This window comes from Candidatus Magnetominusculus xianensis, assembly GCA_001541255.1.
GTDB classification, from domain to species: Bacteria; Nitrospirota; Thermodesulfovibrionia; order Thermodesulfovibrionales; family Magnetobacteriaceae; genus Magnetominusculus; species Magnetominusculus xianensis.
In genome coordinates, this window is the sequence record LNQR01000057.1 from 1 (window position 1) to 16,018 (window position 16,018).

General features: G+C 42.6%; 15 protein-coding genes. 7 read left to right on the plus strand and 8 right to left on the minus strand.

Features of this window, described 5'->3' with window-relative positions; translation table 11 throughout:
• Positions 1-173: 173 nt before the first annotated feature.
• Positions 174-2,315 carry a P-loop NTPase fold protein gene (locus ASN18_RS07675; RefSeq protein WP_085052158.1) on the plus strand — a complete coding sequence of 714 codons (2,142 nt, stop codon included), beginning with the start codon at positions 174-176 and terminating at the stop codon, positions 2,313-2,315.
• A gap of 192 nt (positions 2,316-2,507) precedes the next feature.
• Here ASN18_RS07675 and ASN18_RS07680 read toward each other — a convergent pair whose 3' ends face one another.
• The 6 genes from ASN18_RS07680 to ASN18_RS07700 all read right to left on the minus strand — a co-directional run bounded on the left by ASN18_RS07680 (position 2,508) and on the right by ASN18_RS07700 (position 5,024).
• On the minus strand, positions 2,508-2,720 hold the full coding sequence (locus ASN18_RS07680; RefSeq protein ID WP_085052159.1) for a type II toxin-antitoxin system HicB family antitoxin: 213 nt from the start codon (positions 2,718-2,720) through the stop codon (positions 2,508-2,510).
• Positions 2,721-2,773: 53 nt separating this feature from the next.
• Positions 2,774-3,100, minus strand: a complete 327-nt coding sequence (locus ASN18_RS07685) for a nucleotidyltransferase domain-containing protein (protein ID WP_236861598.1) — start codon at positions 3,098-3,100, stop codon at positions 2,774-2,776.
• Positions 3,101-3,122: 22 nt separating this feature from the next.
• Positions 3,123-3,329, minus strand: coding sequence for a PIN domain-containing protein (locus ASN18_RS17940; RefSeq protein WP_157072887.1), 207 nt, complete (start codon positions 3,327-3,329; stop codon positions 3,123-3,125).
• Entirely contained in the window at positions 3,293-3,535 is a 243-nt protein-coding gene (locus ASN18_RS17945; protein ID WP_085052161.1) for a putative toxin-antitoxin system toxin component, PIN family, read from the minus strand. Before ASN18_RS17945 ends, ASN18_RS17940 begins: the two co-directional genes overlap by 37 nt.
• Entirely contained in the window at positions 3,528-3,776 is a 249-nt protein-coding gene (locus ASN18_RS07695; protein WP_085052162.1) for a hypothetical protein, read from the minus strand. Before ASN18_RS07695 ends, ASN18_RS17945 begins: the two co-directional genes overlap by 8 nt.
• Before the next feature lie 72 nt (positions 3,777-3,848).
• Positions 3,849-5,024 carry a radical SAM protein gene (locus tag ASN18_RS07700; protein WP_085052163.1) on the minus strand — a complete coding sequence of 392 codons (1,176 nt, stop codon included), beginning with the start codon at positions 5,022-5,024 and terminating at the stop codon, positions 3,849-3,851.
• Positions 5,025-5,227: 203 nt separating this feature from the next.
• On the opposite strand from ASN18_RS07700, the gene ASN18_RS07705 reads away from it, so the two are divergent.
• The 3 genes from ASN18_RS07705 to ASN18_RS07715 all read left to right on the plus strand — a co-directional run bounded on the left by ASN18_RS07705 (position 5,228) and on the right by ASN18_RS07715 (position 8,053).
• Positions 5,228-5,707, plus strand: a complete 480-nt coding sequence (locus tag ASN18_RS07705) for a DsrE/DsrF/DrsH-like family protein (RefSeq protein ID WP_085052164.1) — start codon at positions 5,228-5,230, stop codon at positions 5,705-5,707.
• 125 nt (positions 5,708-5,832) lie between these two features.
• A complete protein-coding gene (locus ASN18_RS07710; protein WP_085052165.1) occupies positions 5,833-7,209 on the plus strand; it encodes a M23 family metallopeptidase in 1,377 nt (458 codons plus the stop codon).
• Between the two features lie 13 nt (positions 7,210-7,222).
• Positions 7,223-8,053 (plus strand): ABC transporter substrate-binding protein, encoded by an 831-nt coding sequence (locus ASN18_RS07715; protein WP_236861599.1) that lies wholly within the window; start codon positions 7,223-7,225, stop codon positions 8,051-8,053.
• A gap of 7 nt (positions 8,054-8,060) precedes the next feature.
• On the opposite strand, the gene ASN18_RS07720 is transcribed toward ASN18_RS07715, so the two are convergent.
• Complete coding sequence (locus tag ASN18_RS07720; protein WP_085052166.1) at positions 8,061-9,887, minus strand: penicillin-binding protein 1A; 1,827 nt, start codon at positions 9,885-9,887, stop codon at positions 8,061-8,063.
• A gap of 191 nt (positions 9,888-10,078) precedes the next feature.
• Between ASN18_RS07720 and ASN18_RS07725 the strand changes: the two genes are divergently transcribed.
• From ASN18_RS07725 to ASN18_RS07735, 3 genes are read left to right on the plus strand one after another with little or no spacing between them, the layout of a single operon-like run.
• The gene (locus tag ASN18_RS07725; RefSeq protein ID WP_085052167.1) at positions 10,079-11,596 is read left to right on the plus strand and encodes an endonuclease/exonuclease/phosphatase family protein; all 1,518 of its coding nucleotides are present in this window, start codon (positions 10,079-10,081) and stop codon (positions 11,594-11,596) included.
• 39 nt (positions 11,597-11,635) lie between these two features.
• Positions 11,636-13,264, plus strand: coding sequence for a Fic family protein (locus ASN18_RS07730; RefSeq protein ID WP_085052168.1), 1,629 nt, complete (start codon positions 11,636-11,638; stop codon positions 13,262-13,264).
• A 2-nt stretch (positions 13,265-13,266) separates the two neighbouring features.
• A complete protein-coding gene (locus tag ASN18_RS07735) occupies positions 13,267-14,883 on the plus strand; it encodes a phospholipase D-like domain-containing protein (protein ID WP_085052169.1) in 1,617 nt (538 codons plus the stop codon).
• A gap of 23 nt (positions 14,884-14,906) precedes the next feature.
• Here ASN18_RS07735 and ASN18_RS07740 read toward each other — a convergent pair whose 3' ends face one another.
• Complete coding sequence (locus ASN18_RS07740) at positions 14,907-16,016, minus strand: hypothetical protein (RefSeq protein WP_085052170.1); 1,110 nt, start codon at positions 16,014-16,016, stop codon at positions 14,907-14,909.
• Between the last annotated feature and the right edge of the window lie 2 nt (positions 16,017-16,018).

Genomic DNA, 16,018 nt, shown 5'->3' on the forward strand with positions numbered 1-16,018 from the left:
GCCACACATAATTCGCAGTTTTTTTATGCATCGCAAATTACAATATGCGGCATAGTTATGTCCACTTACTTATGCACTGATTAATAATTCGTTTGGTATATACTAAATGAGCTTAGTGGCTTTTACGAAATAATGAATATTACACATATATCTGAGGTTAGGGAGGTACAGAGATGAAATTTTTAGAAGATATTATAGTGGATTATCTGAATACAGATAAAACTTATTACGCGATTTTAATAAATGGCAAATGGGGAAGTGGCAAAACATATTATTTTAATCACCACATATCTAAGATTATTAAAAAGCATAATTATAATCCAATTTATATATCTCTTTTTGGGATAACAAAGATAGAAGATATTACAAAGAATATTTTTCTTGAACAAAATCAGATATTAAAAAAGGTAATGAAAAAAAAATCAACAATGCGACTATCTCAAGTTAGCAAAACTATTTTGAGTTTACCATTTGCTTATGGAGCAGGCAAATTGGGAGAGACATTCACTCCTGATGCATGGATAAATAAAGACGAGATAACTGTGTTTTGTTTTGACGATTTGGAACGTACAAAGCTCAAATATGATGAATTATTTGGATATATCAATAACTTTATAGAACACGACAATATAAAAGTCATTATAATTGCCAATGAAGATAAAATACTAAAAATAGATGGTCATAAAAAAGATGATAGTAAAATTTATTTGGATTATAAAGAAAAGATTATAAAGCATACAGTAGACTTTAAACCTACAGTTGAGGATTCAATAGGTAGTATACTTGAACAAGAATGCAATGATAGGCCACAAACCTTTAAGCTATTTATCGATAATAATAAAATTAAATTATTTGACACAATAAAAGCAACTAAAACTGAGAATCTAAGACTAATAAAATATGCTATTTCATTATATATCACGTTTTATAATAGAGCCTATAAATGTATTGACAAGATTTGTAAAGATAAGTGTAAAGATAAGAATAATATATATATGGATAAATATAAGTCAACACTACTTATTGGCAGTATCATAATTACAGTTGAGTCAAGTGGTTTAGACAAAAAACATGCTGTGGATTTATTTAACGGATTAGCTGCAGATGATGATTTCAATTCTCGTCATTCAGATATCGGATTTCTTTATTCAAGAGATTCTCTTTATAGAAGAATAATGGACCTACCACATAAAAGAATAATGGACCTACCACTAAACCTAGAAAATACTGCTTTTGACTACTACTGTTCTAATTTCCTTAGTAAATATGATAATTATATTGGTAGCCATAAATTCAATAATTCTTTGACTAAATATATATTGACAGGATACTTTGACGAGGAACAAATAAAAAAAGACACACAATTATTTATAGATATAATGAAATCGGACGAACTGTATGATAAGGAACAAGCAAAAAAAGACATACGATCAATTATAGATACAATGAAATCGGACAAACCGTATGATGAGGAACAATCAAAAGAAGACATGCGATCAATTGATGTAAAGAAAATAGCCATAACATATCCCTTCGACTTCATTGTAAAAGATTTTATTAGAAATTGGAACTATATAGATGATCATACAAAATTTACTTTAATAGCTAATACAGTTCTGAAATTAGTCGAGGAAGGAAAATTAGGTTTATTATTGTATCGTGGATTATTACCTTTATATATACACTTTTCAAATAAATGTTTAATAGCAGACAATATAGATACCATTAAACAGAAATTCATAAGTGGGATTGATAAGGCATCCAAGAATTTAACTAATAGATATAGACAGCTATTTAGAAAATGGAATATTACACCATATCAAGACGATGAAGTCGGATATACTATATTTCTGATGCAGACCATTGTAAGTGAGAAATTAGAAGCATCTGAGGAGAAGACTAAAATGACACAAGTCACAGAATTATTTAATCTTCTCCCTGATGATATAGTTAAATTCAAAGATAAAGTATTAGATAAAGATAGTCGCTACAGCTTCATGCATATCTTTTCATACTGTGACGCTAATATGCTGATAGAAAAAATTATACCTTTGACTAATAAAGGTATTTGTATCTTCGACAAAGCATTATATTCACTGTTTAATGTAGAAGGCAAGATTATAGCAAACCATATTGACTCATATAAAAAAGCAGTTGTTAATCTGGAAAAACTATCAGAATTGATTCAGAAATATATCAACACTAATATTGATCAGATAAAAAGATATAATCTGAATCAATTAGTAAACAGTATCAATGAAATATGCAAGAGAATTAATACTATACAAAAAAAATTAGCCAATAACTTATGCTAAATATTACAGTGCCATTTCAAAATCATAGTCAGTAATTCCTGCATCTTTTATAATTGCTTTAAGTATATATGGATTTAGACGCGTGTGGTTGGGGATTACAATACGATAAGTTCCGTTAGACATTACTATGTGCTTGTTTTTGCTGACGACCCTAATTTCACGAATGCCTTAATTGCACACTCAGTAGATACATCAGTGAAAAGCATTTATCATATCGACGTCCACTTTATAAACAGGATTACCCTTTAACTCCTCTTCAATCATTTCAAGATAAGTCATAATTGCGTCTTTTATGTTTTCCTGCGTCTCTTCAAGCGTCTCACCTTGGCTATGACATCCTCTCAGCATCGGACAATGCGCGTCATAACCGTATTCCGATTTATTTATTATTACAGAGAATTCCATATCTCTATCGCTATTAGTGTATCATGATAAGCCCAAAGTGTACAATGCGCCACTTAAACTACACTAAGCGTCTCACCATGTTCAAGGGCGTCTATTACGACAGATGATGTGGCTCTAATGTTTTCGAACTCTTCCGGTGAGTAACATAGGGCGTCGATGTGTTTTGGAAATCTTACAGTTTTTAACAGCACCGCCATTCTATTAATAAATACTGTGCCTTTGAAATAGTCAGATACAACGATAATGTCAATGTCCGAGCCCTCATCTGCCATGCCCGTTATTCGTGAGCCAAATATTAATACCATCTCAGGTGAAAACGCATTAACAATCAGCGGCAATGCCTCATTTTTGAATTTCTCTATCCAGACATCATGGCTCACTATACTATAATACCGCATCTTGCTAAACAAGGATTTTCACAAATGCGGCTGAATTAACAATCTGTATGCCTTTATAGTGTTTTATCGATAGCAAATGTTCATCTCCTGAGACAACATAATCAGCCTCACCTTCAATGGCACATGAGAGAAACTTGTCATCGTCAGGGTCTGCATTAATGCACTTAACGCTTATTATTTCCTCGGTAATGACAGCTCCCTCAGCGATGATATGCCGTTTATGATATCCTCATCCAGATGATATTTTGTGTAAATATGCTTCCTGTGAAGCACGCTCAGAATTTCATGATTTATCGTTATGGAAGTAATCACCCTGAACTGTCCTTTAAGCGCTACATTCAATACCTTACGAGGTGAACCGTTGGGTGATATGGCGCCGCTTACAAATACATTAGTATCTATGACTGCCCTAATTATTGGCTGCTGCCCTCACTTCGGCTACAGCTGCGCTTACATCGGTTAAGACCTCTTCTTCTGGAAACGCACTGTTTCTCTTGTCAGTTTCATTTAGAGACCAACCGAACATCTCCTGCCATGTCAGTATCTTATCATGTTGCAGCTTCCTCTTGAGTATGAGTTTTTCGTCAGGGTTAAGCTGCTCAATTAATGTAAGAAGTTTCTGAAACGGAATTTCGAGTTTCACGGTTTTTGCAGCCATATCAGGCCTCCTCTATGATATTTCACTATTTTACCATATTACAGGAGGAAAATATTGACCAGGAAGTCAAGACTACCCTAACGGGCTTCTTATCTTTCTGGCTATTGTCTTAATCATACCGCTTCTTTTAATCAGCGGCTCGATGGCGTTGCGATAGACGATGAACAGCGGCAGGTTGTTCTGGAATTTTTCGTGTGCCTTCAGTAACTCTACCTGGTGGGCATAGATTATCTCCGAGTCTGGCATTCCACCCTTGTTCCTGATTTTCACGAGGGAATTTTCAATTTGCCTGTACGCCTCTTTTAGGGCAGCCCCGCTGAAATGGAGATATTTCTTTTGGAATGTAAGCGATTCTCTAAAACCCGACGCAGGATTCGATACAAGCGCAATTTCGGGCGCCGCCTCCAGTGACAGCGCTATGTCAGTGAACTCCTCTATTTCTCCTATGTTTTGGGAGTTCAGCGTCATCGCTATAAAAAATGGAAATCCCTGTCTTGCCTTAAGTTCTTGTATCTTTTGTAAATTTTTCACTACACGGCCCCAGAAATTCCCCCTCAATAACTTATACGTACTCTCACGTGCCGCATCCAGCGATACGCCGAATAAGCCAATGTTTATCCTGTTGAGCATCGCAAAGAGTTCATCTGTCAGCAGTGTCGCATTGGATATAAAGAAATGCCGACAGTGCTTGTTTTCAGACCAGCTCGCCATCAGCCGCTTTGCCGGTTCATACATAAAGGGCTCCCCGCCAAAATAAAATATCACCTGAAGATACTTTAATATGGAATCAATTTCAGCAAAAAACTTCTCTGGCAGCGCCTTGTTCTGCGCCCGGATGTCCTTTTGATAGCAGTGGTAACAGTTCAGATTACACACGTAGCTATAGGCAAAACGAACCCAGCGAGGCAGAGATTTAAGGACAAGGTTGCCCGCCTTTATCTCTTCGTCGTTTAGGAGCGCATTTTTATACAGCTCCAGCTCTGGCTCCAGTTTCTTGTACCAGTTAAGCCTCTGGTAGGATTTTGACCCCTTTAGGACGGCGCAGTTCGGGTAACACAAGTCATATGCCCCGCGCGTGAGCATCGCCTTTCTAATGCTGCGGTAGCCATCGCCATTCCAAATATCCTCTATGGTCTGACTGTTGACATTTCCAAGCACTACGGGGCTGTCGCAGCACATCGTAACATCACCGTTAGGATTGTTTACCTCAAAATGTGTCCATGGATAGTCGCAAATCGCTAGCTGCATAGCACGATTGTAACATTTTATCAGGCATTTTTTTTACGTTTTTTACATTCCGCACCATAAGCCACAGTCTATGTGCCCCCACATAATGGTGTATTATATATTTTGTTGCACATCGATGATAATTTTATTGACACAGCCGTTATTGATATGGTTTACTATGTTCACTAAAAAGTTAACTAATAAACAACACGGAGGTACTTTATATGTCAGCTAAAAAGAAGAGGATGGCTGTAATTGCCAGCAAAGGGACGCTTGATATGGCATATCCGCCACTGATTCTGGCGTCAACCGCAGCCGCTATGGATGTGGATGTGCAGATATTTTTCACCCTATACGGGGTGGACATAATAAATAAGAAAAAATATCGGAATCTGCAAGTCTCACCGATAGGCAATCCGGCGATGCCTTCACCGGTTCCTATGCCTAATATTATAGGAATGCTGCCCGGCATGACACCTATGGCCACATCGATGATGAAGGGTATGATTAAGAAGATTAACTGGCCGTCGATTCCGGAACTCGTCGATGCTTGCCGTGAAATCGACGTCAAAATGATCGCCTGCACGCCGACTCTCGAAATGACCAATGTACATAAAGAAGACCTCGTCGAAGGCGTAACGGTTGCCGGGGCCGCAGAGTTTTTAAACTTTGCTCTCGATGCCGATATAACGTTATTTATATAGTATCATTCAGGTGGATTATAAAGCGGAGTCTCTCCGCTTTATCCATGCTGTGCAGCCGCCGTTAGAGCCATCCATTCGTTAATAAGGCGGTGTCTGTCCTAATTTATTGCAGGAGGTGGCATACCATGTCAGTCAGACACTCAAACAGCGCATTAAGAGGCCCTTTAAGTAAATTGTTGGCAAAGATATCATGCGCCTTTAGCAAGGAAAAGCGCCCTATGATTTTCTTCGGGTTCGTTTTCGTTCTTTTTTTATCGATGACTTATATATCTCTGTATTTCCCAAAGGCATTGTACTCAAGCACATCTTCTTCGCAAATTACTGTTGTAAAACCGGCAAGACAGGCTGAAAAGGCACCACAGCTTAAGATTATCAACGGACTTGTTAAAAAGGGTGAAACGCTTCAGGATATCAGCAAGAGATATAACCTCAAGGCAGACGATGTCAAAGGTATCTCGATAGCCTCCAGAGACCTCTACAATCTTAAAACAATCAGGCCAAAGATGTCCTATAAAATTATTGTCAATCCCGTCAACAACGATATCCTCGAACTTAATTATGCCATTGACGACTCATCCTATTTGTCAGTTAAAAGATATGCTGACGCCCCATCACTGGCCGCTGCTGAGGATTATTTTCAGGCCGAGATGGTATCTCTGGCCTATCAAATGAAAATTGGAACACTCACCGGCACAGTAAAATACAACCTCGTCGACTCCATAGGAAAGTCAAGGGAACACCTTAATGTTGCCTACGAGTTGGCTGATTTATTTGCCTATGACATAGACTTCAACACTGACCTTCGAAAGGGCGACACGTTCGAGGTTGTCATCGAGGAGCTTTACAGAGATAACATATTTAAGGGCTATGGCAAGATTCTCTATGCCAGATTCACTAATGATGGTCATCGTTATGAGATACTCAGATATGATATAAACGGCAAGGACGAGTACTTTCGCCCGGATGGCAATTCTATCAAGAAGATGCTGATGAGGGCGCCGCTGAGGTACAGACATATCAGTTCGTTCTTCTCTAAGAGCAGATTTCATCCCATATTAAGAATCAGCCGACCTCACTTTGGCGTGGATTATTCCGCCCCTAAAGGAACCCCGATCTCAGCAGCAGGCGACGGAGTCGTATTTGACGCCGGACGAAATGCTTCATATGGCAATCAATTATTTATCAGGCACGCCGGTGGGTATGTCACAGGTTACGGTCATCTGTCCGCGTTTGCCAAAGGTCTAAGAAACGGCGACAAGGTCACTCAGGGTGAAATCATCGGATATGTAGGCGCCACAGGGCTTGCAACCGGTCCTCACCTTGATTACAGGGTAAAACTCGAGGGAAAACCCATTGACCCGCTTACTATGAAGCTACCGGCAAGCCCCATTCCGGCCAAACACAAGGAGGCTTTCAAGACTTATGTTGCCCAAATGCGCTCTGAGTTGTCTAAATCCCAACTGGCAAAGGCTTCAGCAAAGCCAGCTAAAAAGTTTAAATAGCAGAGATACGGGCTTGACTGCTTCACGGGGTGTTCTGTTTGTGATGTATCTGGCATTAGCCCTATCGTTTACACTGTTAAATCCTCGGGCGGCATTAGCCGGTGATACAATTCGGTGTGCTTCGACAACAAGCACACAAAATTCAGGATTTTTCGATTACATCTTACCGATATTTCAGAAAAAGACCGGTATCACCGTAGAGGTAGTTGCAGTGGGCACAGGGGCGGCTATTGAGGTAGGAAAAAGAGGAGACGTAGATTTCGTCTTCGTTCATGCAAAAGACCAGGAGATGAAGGCAGTTGAAGAGGGATGGTTCATTAACCGTAAGGACGTAATGTATAATGATTTTATTCTGATAGGACACCCTCAAGACCCGGCTGGTGTTAGGGGTATGAAAAGCGCCGCCTCTGCATTTAAACAAATCTCCCAAAAAGAAGTGCCGTTTGTCTCACGCGGCGATAAATCCGGCACGCATACTAAGGAGCTGTTGATCTGGAAAGAGGTCGGCATTGAACCAAAGGGTAAGGGCTGGTACATGGAGGCAGGGCAGGGAATGGAAAAAACCCAGCGTATTGCAGACGAACACAAGGCCTATACGCTTACTGACCGAGGTACATGGCTTGCGAAAAAAGATAAACTCGACCTTCAAATCCTCTTAGAGGGAGACCCATTACTATTCAACCAATACGGTATCATGGCTGTAAATCTGGAAAAACATAAACACGCCAAATATAAAGAAGCAATGGTATTTATAAATTGGCTCACGTCTAAGGAAGGTCAGGATGCCATAGCTGGTTTTAAAGACAAAAACGGTAACAATCTCTTTATACCAAACGCCAAATAGTTCATACTTACTCGTTTTTCATGAATTCCATCCAGATAGGCAGTGCTGCGTGTGCCCCGGTTTCTTTCTCGCCTATTGGCCTGTGGTTGTCTCTGCCGACCCATACGCCGACGGCAAGGTTGTTGTCAAAACCAAGAAACCACGCATCTACGTAGTCGTCTGTTGTACCGGTCTTGCCGTAAACCGTTTGTGGCAGCGACATGGCCGCCCTGCCCGTGCCTTCTGTGATTACTGCCCTTAGAATCGTCTTCATTTCCTCTACGGCTAAGTTGTCCAATATTGCCTTTGGCGGAGCTGCCTTTTGTTCCTCAAGCAGGAGGCCGTCCCTATCGACTATCCTCTCAACCGAAAGATGATCGAATCTCTTCCCTGTTGCAAATGCGGCATACGCATACACCAACTCCAAAAGCGTCATATCCGAGGCCCCAAGCGCCGACGGCATATACGGCTGAATGGTACTCTTTATCCCAAGCATTTTAGCGGTTTCTATAACATTTTTAATCCCTACTTTATCAGCCAAATAGACTGTTGCAGCGTTTAGGGAATGAGCTAGGGCAAACCTTATCGGCACATCGCCCCTGTATTCGCGTTCATAGTTCTGAGGCACCCATACGTCTGCCTTGTTTCTACCGGTAAAACTTATTGGTCCGTCGTATATGACATCCTCCGGGCTGAATCCCTGGTTAAACGCCGCTAAGTAGACAATGGGTTTAAAGGATGAGCCGGGCTGCCTTACGGCTTGTGTGACACGGTTAAACTGTGTCTCCCAGAAGTCTGTGCCGCCGACCATTGCCTTTATGCCGCCTGTTTTTAGGTCAACTGCAAGGAGCGCTGCCTGAACGTTCTTTCTGCCCCGCTTGTTCAGAATTGAAACCCCAAAATCAACTGCATGTTCAGCCGCCCTCTGCAATCTATAATCCAGGGTTGTATATATTTTAAGCCCCGCCGTGTATAATTTCTCATCGTAATCGTCTTCAAGGGTGTTCTTCACATAATCTAAGAAATACGGGGACTTGTACTTTCGTGTATGTGGTATTGTGGGCAGTGGTTCTTTAAGTGCGGCGTCATGCTGCCTCTCGTCGATAAAGCCATTTTCAAGCATCTTTCGTATCGCATAATTTCTGCGGTTCAGGGACTTCTGGGCGTTTTTAAAGGGTGAATATGTCGATGGCGCCTTGGGTATGGCTGACAGGAGTGCGGCCTCTGCTATGCTTAAGTTGCTTGCTGTCTTTCCAAAGTACGTAAATGCCGCGGCCTCTATGCCATATGCACGCGTACCGAAATACGCCTGGTTCAGGTAAAGCCCGATTATCTCATCTTTTGTGTAGTGCCGTTCAATCTGAATGGACAGCGCGGCCTCTTTTACTTTTCTGTTGATGCTGCGCTCTGGTTTTAGAAAAAGCATCTTTGCAAGCTGCTGTGTTATAGTGCTTCCACCCTGAACGAATCCTCCAGCCTTTATGTCTTCAATCATTGCGCCGACTATCCGCACAAAATCTATACCGCTGTGTTTATAAAAGCGTGCGTCCTCAACAGCGATAAAGGCGTTTTTGACGTGCTGCGGGATGCTGAAATATGGTACAAACGTGCGCCTTTCCACAAACAACTCGGCTAATATCTCATTATCTGCCGAATACACAATAGAAGACTCAAGCGGCGCATATTGTTCAAGCTGTCTGATTTTCGGCAAATCAGAAAATGCCCAGAACAAATAACCGCTGAAAAAACCTAACGATACGGCTATCACAATCAGTATAAGGGGGAGAATAATAGAAGCCTTACTTGTCTTTGCCTTCTTCTTTGCAACAGTCTTCTCAGCAGTTCTCTCAGCCACAGCGCCATTATAACAAAAACCCCAACCGCGTGTCTTGGTGTGAGTATATTATTAATGCCTAACCAAAAACTGTATCCGCACTCAACATGTAAATTAATTATACGCTTATGGTATAATTTGCTATTGTATTAATATGAGTATATCTGGTACTATATTGCAGTCAAAATTACTCAACATCAAGAGAGGGCAACTTGGACATCAAGACATTATTATATGGCATAACCAGCTATCTCATGCCTTTTATGCCATATCTCTTGCAATCGCCAGTAGAGAAAGCCGTACCGGCAGATGAACATGCCTTCATGTGGGCAAAACACATCGCAAAACACATTATGGATAAGCTCAAACCCAACCTCAAGCAGCGGCAATCCCTTAAAGACGCCATGCAGGACGCCGCAGACAACCCCTTCGACGACGATGCCCGTGCAGCCTTTCGTCTTCAATTAAGAAAAATTATCGAAAGCGACGATACCCTGGCAAAAGAATTAAGCGATATGTGGGTAACAATGAGCGGTCAGGGCGTCGGCATCGACCTTGGCAAAGAACTCGGCAGCGCTAAATGGCTGAATATACTCAACAGTAACGACGACGTATTAAAGCGTCTCGAAATGGTCCGCCTTCTGAGGACTGGAATGCCGCCGGAGAAGATTGCAAGCGAATTCCATACCGATGTCCAATACCTCTACAGGGTACACTCGGCCTTTTCTCACTACGGGGTATATGGCATCCTCTCAGGCTCGAACATAAAGCACTGGCTGGATAATATGAACATGGAAGACCACGTGCTGCGGCGTCTTGAGATGATTCGTCTGCTCAGGGCCGGGACACCAGCAGAGACCATCGCAAAAGAGTACAACTGTATAAAGGAATACATCTACAGACTTAATGACAGATTTACAAAACATGCCACAATCGGCATATTAACAGAAGAGGATATTCAGAGGTACCGCGCACTAAATCCGAAGATTGTCCGTATTACCTCGTTCAACCTGCACGGCACTCATGGACAAAGTGATGTGCAGCGTTTTAAGCAGATTGCCACAGAGTTAAGCGCCAATGACCCGGAAATCTGCGTCTATCAGGAAGTCATAAACGGGGCAGGTATCAATGAGACCAGCGCCCAAATCGCCGCCTTAATGACAAAAACTACAGGCTATTACTATAGAACCCACTACAGCTACTGCCACCTGTTCATGGATAAGTACCCTGAAGGGGTAGCAGTGTCATCAAGATATGCCATGAAAAATCCCCAGACAATTGACCTTAACAAGGACCTTATCAAGGGGCTTCACCCACTGATGGAGCGTTTTGCAGCAGCAGCCGAGGTAGAAATATACGGCAAAAGGTTTATTTTTGCCTCTGTACACCTCGACCACAGCGAAAATCCCAGGGTGCGTTACGCTCAGGCAGAAAAATTATTAAAATCTCTTGATTTTTTATATGGCAGCGCTGCCTGCTGCACCATAATAGCCGGAGACTTTAACGATGTAGAAGACTCAGATGTCATAACATATCTAAAAGAACAGGGATATACAGATGCCTACAGGTCGTGCCACAGAACTGGTGGAAACACATTTCCCAGTACCGCGCCTCATACCAGAATTGACTATATTATGGTCAAGGGCATCGTCAAAATTCACCATGCAGAGCTTATTCTCAAAGCGCCGTCTCTGAGCGATCACACAGGGGTCTATGCCGTCATTGAATAACATCGAATAACATATGTTCAACATGAGAGGTAGAAACTAATGCCGCACAGATCAGGAAGCTTTGTACTTGCATATCAGTGGGACCACCACTGCCAGGCAATATTCGACTCACTAAATGGAAAGTTCCAACACATCCTGCGTGAACTGCGTGAACTAGAGTATCAGGAAGCCCATGATACAGAACATCTCCTGTATTACTATATGAAATGGCATTACAACAAGACACTCTACGACCAGACTATTGCTGCAATCGACAGGAAATGCGACGTTATCAACTCCCTTGGCTATCGGGGTTATGGCGTAAACATCGACCTTTTAAGCGCCTTTGGCACATTAAAAAAGGACTATGCAGTGCATTTATCCCTGCTGCTTACCGATAGATTTAACAAATACTCAGCAAAGATAACAGAGCTTATCAATTTCCCTGTCTCAAATGCCGATGCGGTAAACTCTGCCCAGATAATTCAACAACTGTGTACCATCTTAGGCCGAAATGCCGAAGAACACACGCCTGTCGTAACACATCCCATACACCTTGACTTGAAGCACTATTTCAAAATAATGGGCGAGGAGACCGCATGGAACGTCAATACGGCCATATTTCAGAAGTTGTTTCTGCACCTGGGCTGCTCATCAATGACCATTATGAAAGGCTCAGTAGGGCACGAGGACCAGCTTTCCCCTCAGGAATTAAAGATTATCGGAAATAGAAATTTCATAGAAATGTACAAAGAGACATTCTCATCCCTTCACACCTACACAGAAATAGGCATTGACCTGCTGAAAAAAATCCATCTTACAATGTCAAAGGAAACCGTGCCTAACGCAGGGAGTTTCAGGCCGTTTGATTTCCCCGACAAAAACGGTGTAACTTATGACAACGGCAACTTCGACAGGGAAGTCAAAGACCTGCAGCATGTGCTGTGGGAAACCAGTCAGAGCTTTCATAACCTTGACGCCTTCATTTATGACTTATCGCGTTCATATTACATGTTCATAGCCATTCACCCGTTTTGGGATTCAAACGGGCGCGTCGGCAAGTGTTTTTTAAACTACATGCTGTTAAAAAAAGGCATCCCGCCGATAAGTTTTTCTCAGACCGAGGAAGTGCAGGCGCTGCCTCGCTATGGCGGTTCGATTGAAGACATGTACGATTACATTAAACACAGGATAAATGTCGCAGTAGAGGCATATTTTTATGAACGATGGAAGCTGGAACACCTCGGCTTTCTGCAAAAGCAGATATATAACATATCCTTTGACTCCGGGTTCTATTTCCGCCAAATCGACGACAGACCCCAGAGGCTGGAAGTACACTTTATTACTTACATAGTGGAAGATAATGAACTGCTCTTCAGCGCCCTCCATGACAGGTGCATGGTTGTCTTTCCCAATGAACACTATCTTTACAATATGGCAACTTACTGCGGGTTTTCAAAGACGAAACGCGGTGACTGGGAACACGTTTTTAATATAAAACACAACTTTTTTATAAAAGAGATACCATCAGATATAAACGGCACGAGGGCATTCGACATAGACTTCTCTATCGAACTGCACGACTACCACTATGACTGCGACTATTTCAACTGCTGTGTCGTATCGCACGAGGGTGGTTACATCCACAATAACAAGGCTTTAAACTACTCATATAAAATACAAAGGTAACTATGGAAAAAGAATATGCTGAAAAATACTGCCACCCAAGCTATAAATGGATAGGCGCCCGGCGTTTCGTTCATAATGTTCAGAACTGGAATATCTCGAACTTTCCCGGCGGTATAGGTTTTGCCTTCGAGGACTATGCCCATGACAAGGCCCTTCGCGTAGTTCTAAAGGTCTTCAGGGAAGACAACGCCGTAGAGTATTACCTAATGAATGCCTATCACTGCGGTCACTGGGGCGATAACTGGCAAAAATGGCAGACCCATCAACTGCCTCTTTTCCCTTACGAGGGGCGCCACGGGCGTATTACACATATAAAATTCTCCTACATCATACACAGATACGGGGCGTCGATTCCTTCCCAATACGATTATAAGTTCGCCGGTCTTGATGATTTTCACAGGGGTCACATAGACTCAGGCGATTTTCACGACTCTTATTTTCATACCATCAACACATACCAGACATGGGAGATGAACCAACAGGACGTACAAAACGCCCTTGACAAAATAAATTTCGAATACGAACACCTCCCAATCAGGCCATATTTTACCAGAGGCAACACATGGAATGCCGATCACCCTATTCATGAACTGCACGGGCACATTGACTGGGTAATCAGACGAAAAGAAGAGGACATGAGCGGACACCACTATATTCACATGGCCATATTTGACCCGGACAATTACCATGTCGCCGAACACCTGATTCATGCGAAAAATAAGGGGGTAGAGGTAGAGGTCTATGCCGAGTGGTCTGCGGTGAGTTCTATGAACGCCACAGAAAATATTGCCAAACTGCGGCGGGCCGGAATCATGGTTTGCGGTATAGTAAGAAATAATCCCTGTGACCCGTCACATGGCATAGCCAGCATGCATACGAAATTCATCATCTTTGACGGCGAGGTAGTCCACTCAAGTTCGTATAACCTGCATTTTCACCTCTGGGGCGGCAACTGGGAAAACGGCCTTGTGTACTACTCAAGGGAATTTGCCACGCTCTATGCAAACATCTACTGCGCTATAAAGGGCGGCGTCATTCAGAGAATTAAAGCAACTCCCGAAAGCAGATACAATCTCTACTACACATTCGGCAGCTACTACACATCGTTCAGAGACTACTACCGTCCACAGGACGCAATAATAACCGAGATAAACAATGCCAAGCACTCGATAATCGTATCTATGTTCGACATAGGATGGATGACCGGCGTATCCAGCGCAGACCACCACGAAACAGACGTAGTCACAGCCCTCATAAACGCCCGTAACCGCGGCGTGTACGTGAAGATTATCCTCAATGGCATGATAGCCCACACAGGGGCGCTGCCGGAGACATGGGACAAAAACAGGTGGCGACCGCTCAAAGACCCGGCCCAGCGCCTCAAGAACAATTGGATGGAACTTGTCTTCGTCTACTACCACGAGAGTATTTACTCACCCCTGCACCACAAATTTGCGGTCTTTGACAACTACACCGTCATAACCGAATCATATAACTGGTATCCTGCAAGCATATACTCAGATGAAGTGCTTTCTGTCATAAGAGACGGAAGGGTCGCCTGGGACTTCATAGTAGAGTCAAACAAGATTTGTGAATCCTTCAGGATTGGGCACGATTAGCAATATTTGCGGCATGGCAGATGCTAATAACCGATTAGATTTGGTTTTCCGCCTGGGCCGCTAGTACTGTCGTCGGAGCAATAGTAACCAACCATATTGCGCTTGGGAAGCGTAGTGCCCTGAAAACAAGCCATCGGTAACGACAGACAATCTACGCCGGATGTCATTGTAGCCAAAGCAGACGTCCAGCTTATTCTTGCCCCATAAGAACAATCCACACAGGTATCGTTTGCAATATTTAAAGAGGTATTATCGCTTATAGTGCCATTGTCACTGGCAGTGGCATTGTCTTGCACCCTTGAGTAAACCCTCTGATTACTAAAGGTGAGCATTGCAGTTCTACCATTTGGAATGGTAAATGTTGAGGGGAGTTCATAAGGTATTTGTGTTGCTGTCTGCTGCGCGTTACTCAAGACGACAAAGCTGTCCGCCGTGGCTTTGTCAGTAGAAAAATTAGCTAACATACAATAGACAACAGCGCTGCTGGATGTATGCAGATAGGGAAAGCCGTAAGTAACATTGTGATAACCTGAGAATCTGGCCTTAAGTGTTGCATTTGACCTAAGCGTTATGGAACAAGTACCATTGTCTGAGACGCTGTCACAATCTTGCCAAAAAGAGAACCTTGAGGTATTATCGGCAACAGGGTACAACGCTATAGTCTGATTTGAGTTATATGTTGCTGTGCCGGTAGAAGAACTCCACGAAAGAGAACCTACCGAAGGAACTATTGTTCCTGAGCCAAAGCCTGTCTTTTTAACCGTAAGTACATACGTACTCGATCCACCGTAGGTAAGTGTCAGGGTCCTATTATCTGTGCTAAAGGTATATGTACATGTGCCATTGTCCGACACGGAAGCACACCCTGACCAGCTCTGAAATGACGAACCCAAACTCGGCTCAACAAAGTAATAGACAGTATCATCCGCATTAGCGGTTGTTGTTCCTGTGCTGCCAGACCAGGTTATTGTGCCAGAGGATGGAGTTATGGTACCACCGCCAGTGCCTGCTATAGTAATATAAACCGTATAAGTCGCAGCAGCCCTTGCGTACAGCGGCAATATCACGGCAAAAGCCAGCAAAAGTACACTGTTCAATATTGGCTTTATTATTGGGTAAATCCTCTTTTTCATTT

Excerpts from the sequence above, each read along its gene's own strand:
- ASN18_RS07735 (WP_085052169.1), top strand. The coding sequence starts at position 13,267 with ATGGAAAAAGAATATGCTGAAAAATACTGCCACCCAAGCTATAAATGG.
- ASN18_RS07700 (WP_085052163.1), bottom strand. The coding sequence starts at position 5,024 with ATGCAGCTAGCGATTTGCGACTATCCATGGACACATTTTGAGGTAAAC.
- ASN18_RS07675 (WP_085052158.1), top strand. The coding sequence starts at position 174 with ATGAAATTTTTAGAAGATATTATAGTGGATTATCTGAATACAGATAAA.
- ASN18_RS07740 (WP_085052170.1), bottom strand. The coding sequence starts at position 16,016 with ATGAAAAAGAGGATTTACCCAATAATAAAGCCAATATTGAACAGTGTA.
- ASN18_RS07705 (WP_085052164.1), top strand. The coding sequence starts at position 5,228 with ATGTCAGCTAAAAAGAAGAGGATGGCTGTAATTGCCAGCAAAGGGACG.
- ASN18_RS07730 (WP_085052168.1), top strand. The coding sequence starts at position 11,636 with ATGCCGCACAGATCAGGAAGCTTTGTACTTGCATATCAGTGGGACCAC.
- ASN18_RS07710 (WP_085052165.1), top strand. The coding sequence starts at position 5,833 with ATGTCAGTCAGACACTCAAACAGCGCATTAAGAGGCCCTTTAAGTAAA.
- ASN18_RS07695 (WP_085052162.1), bottom strand. The coding sequence starts at position 3,776 with ATGGCTGCAAAAACCGTGAAACTCGAAATTCCGTTTCAGAAACTTCTT.
- ASN18_RS07680 (WP_085052159.1), bottom strand. The coding sequence starts at position 2,720 with ATGGAATTCTCTGTAATAATAAATAAATCGGAATACGGTTATGACGCG.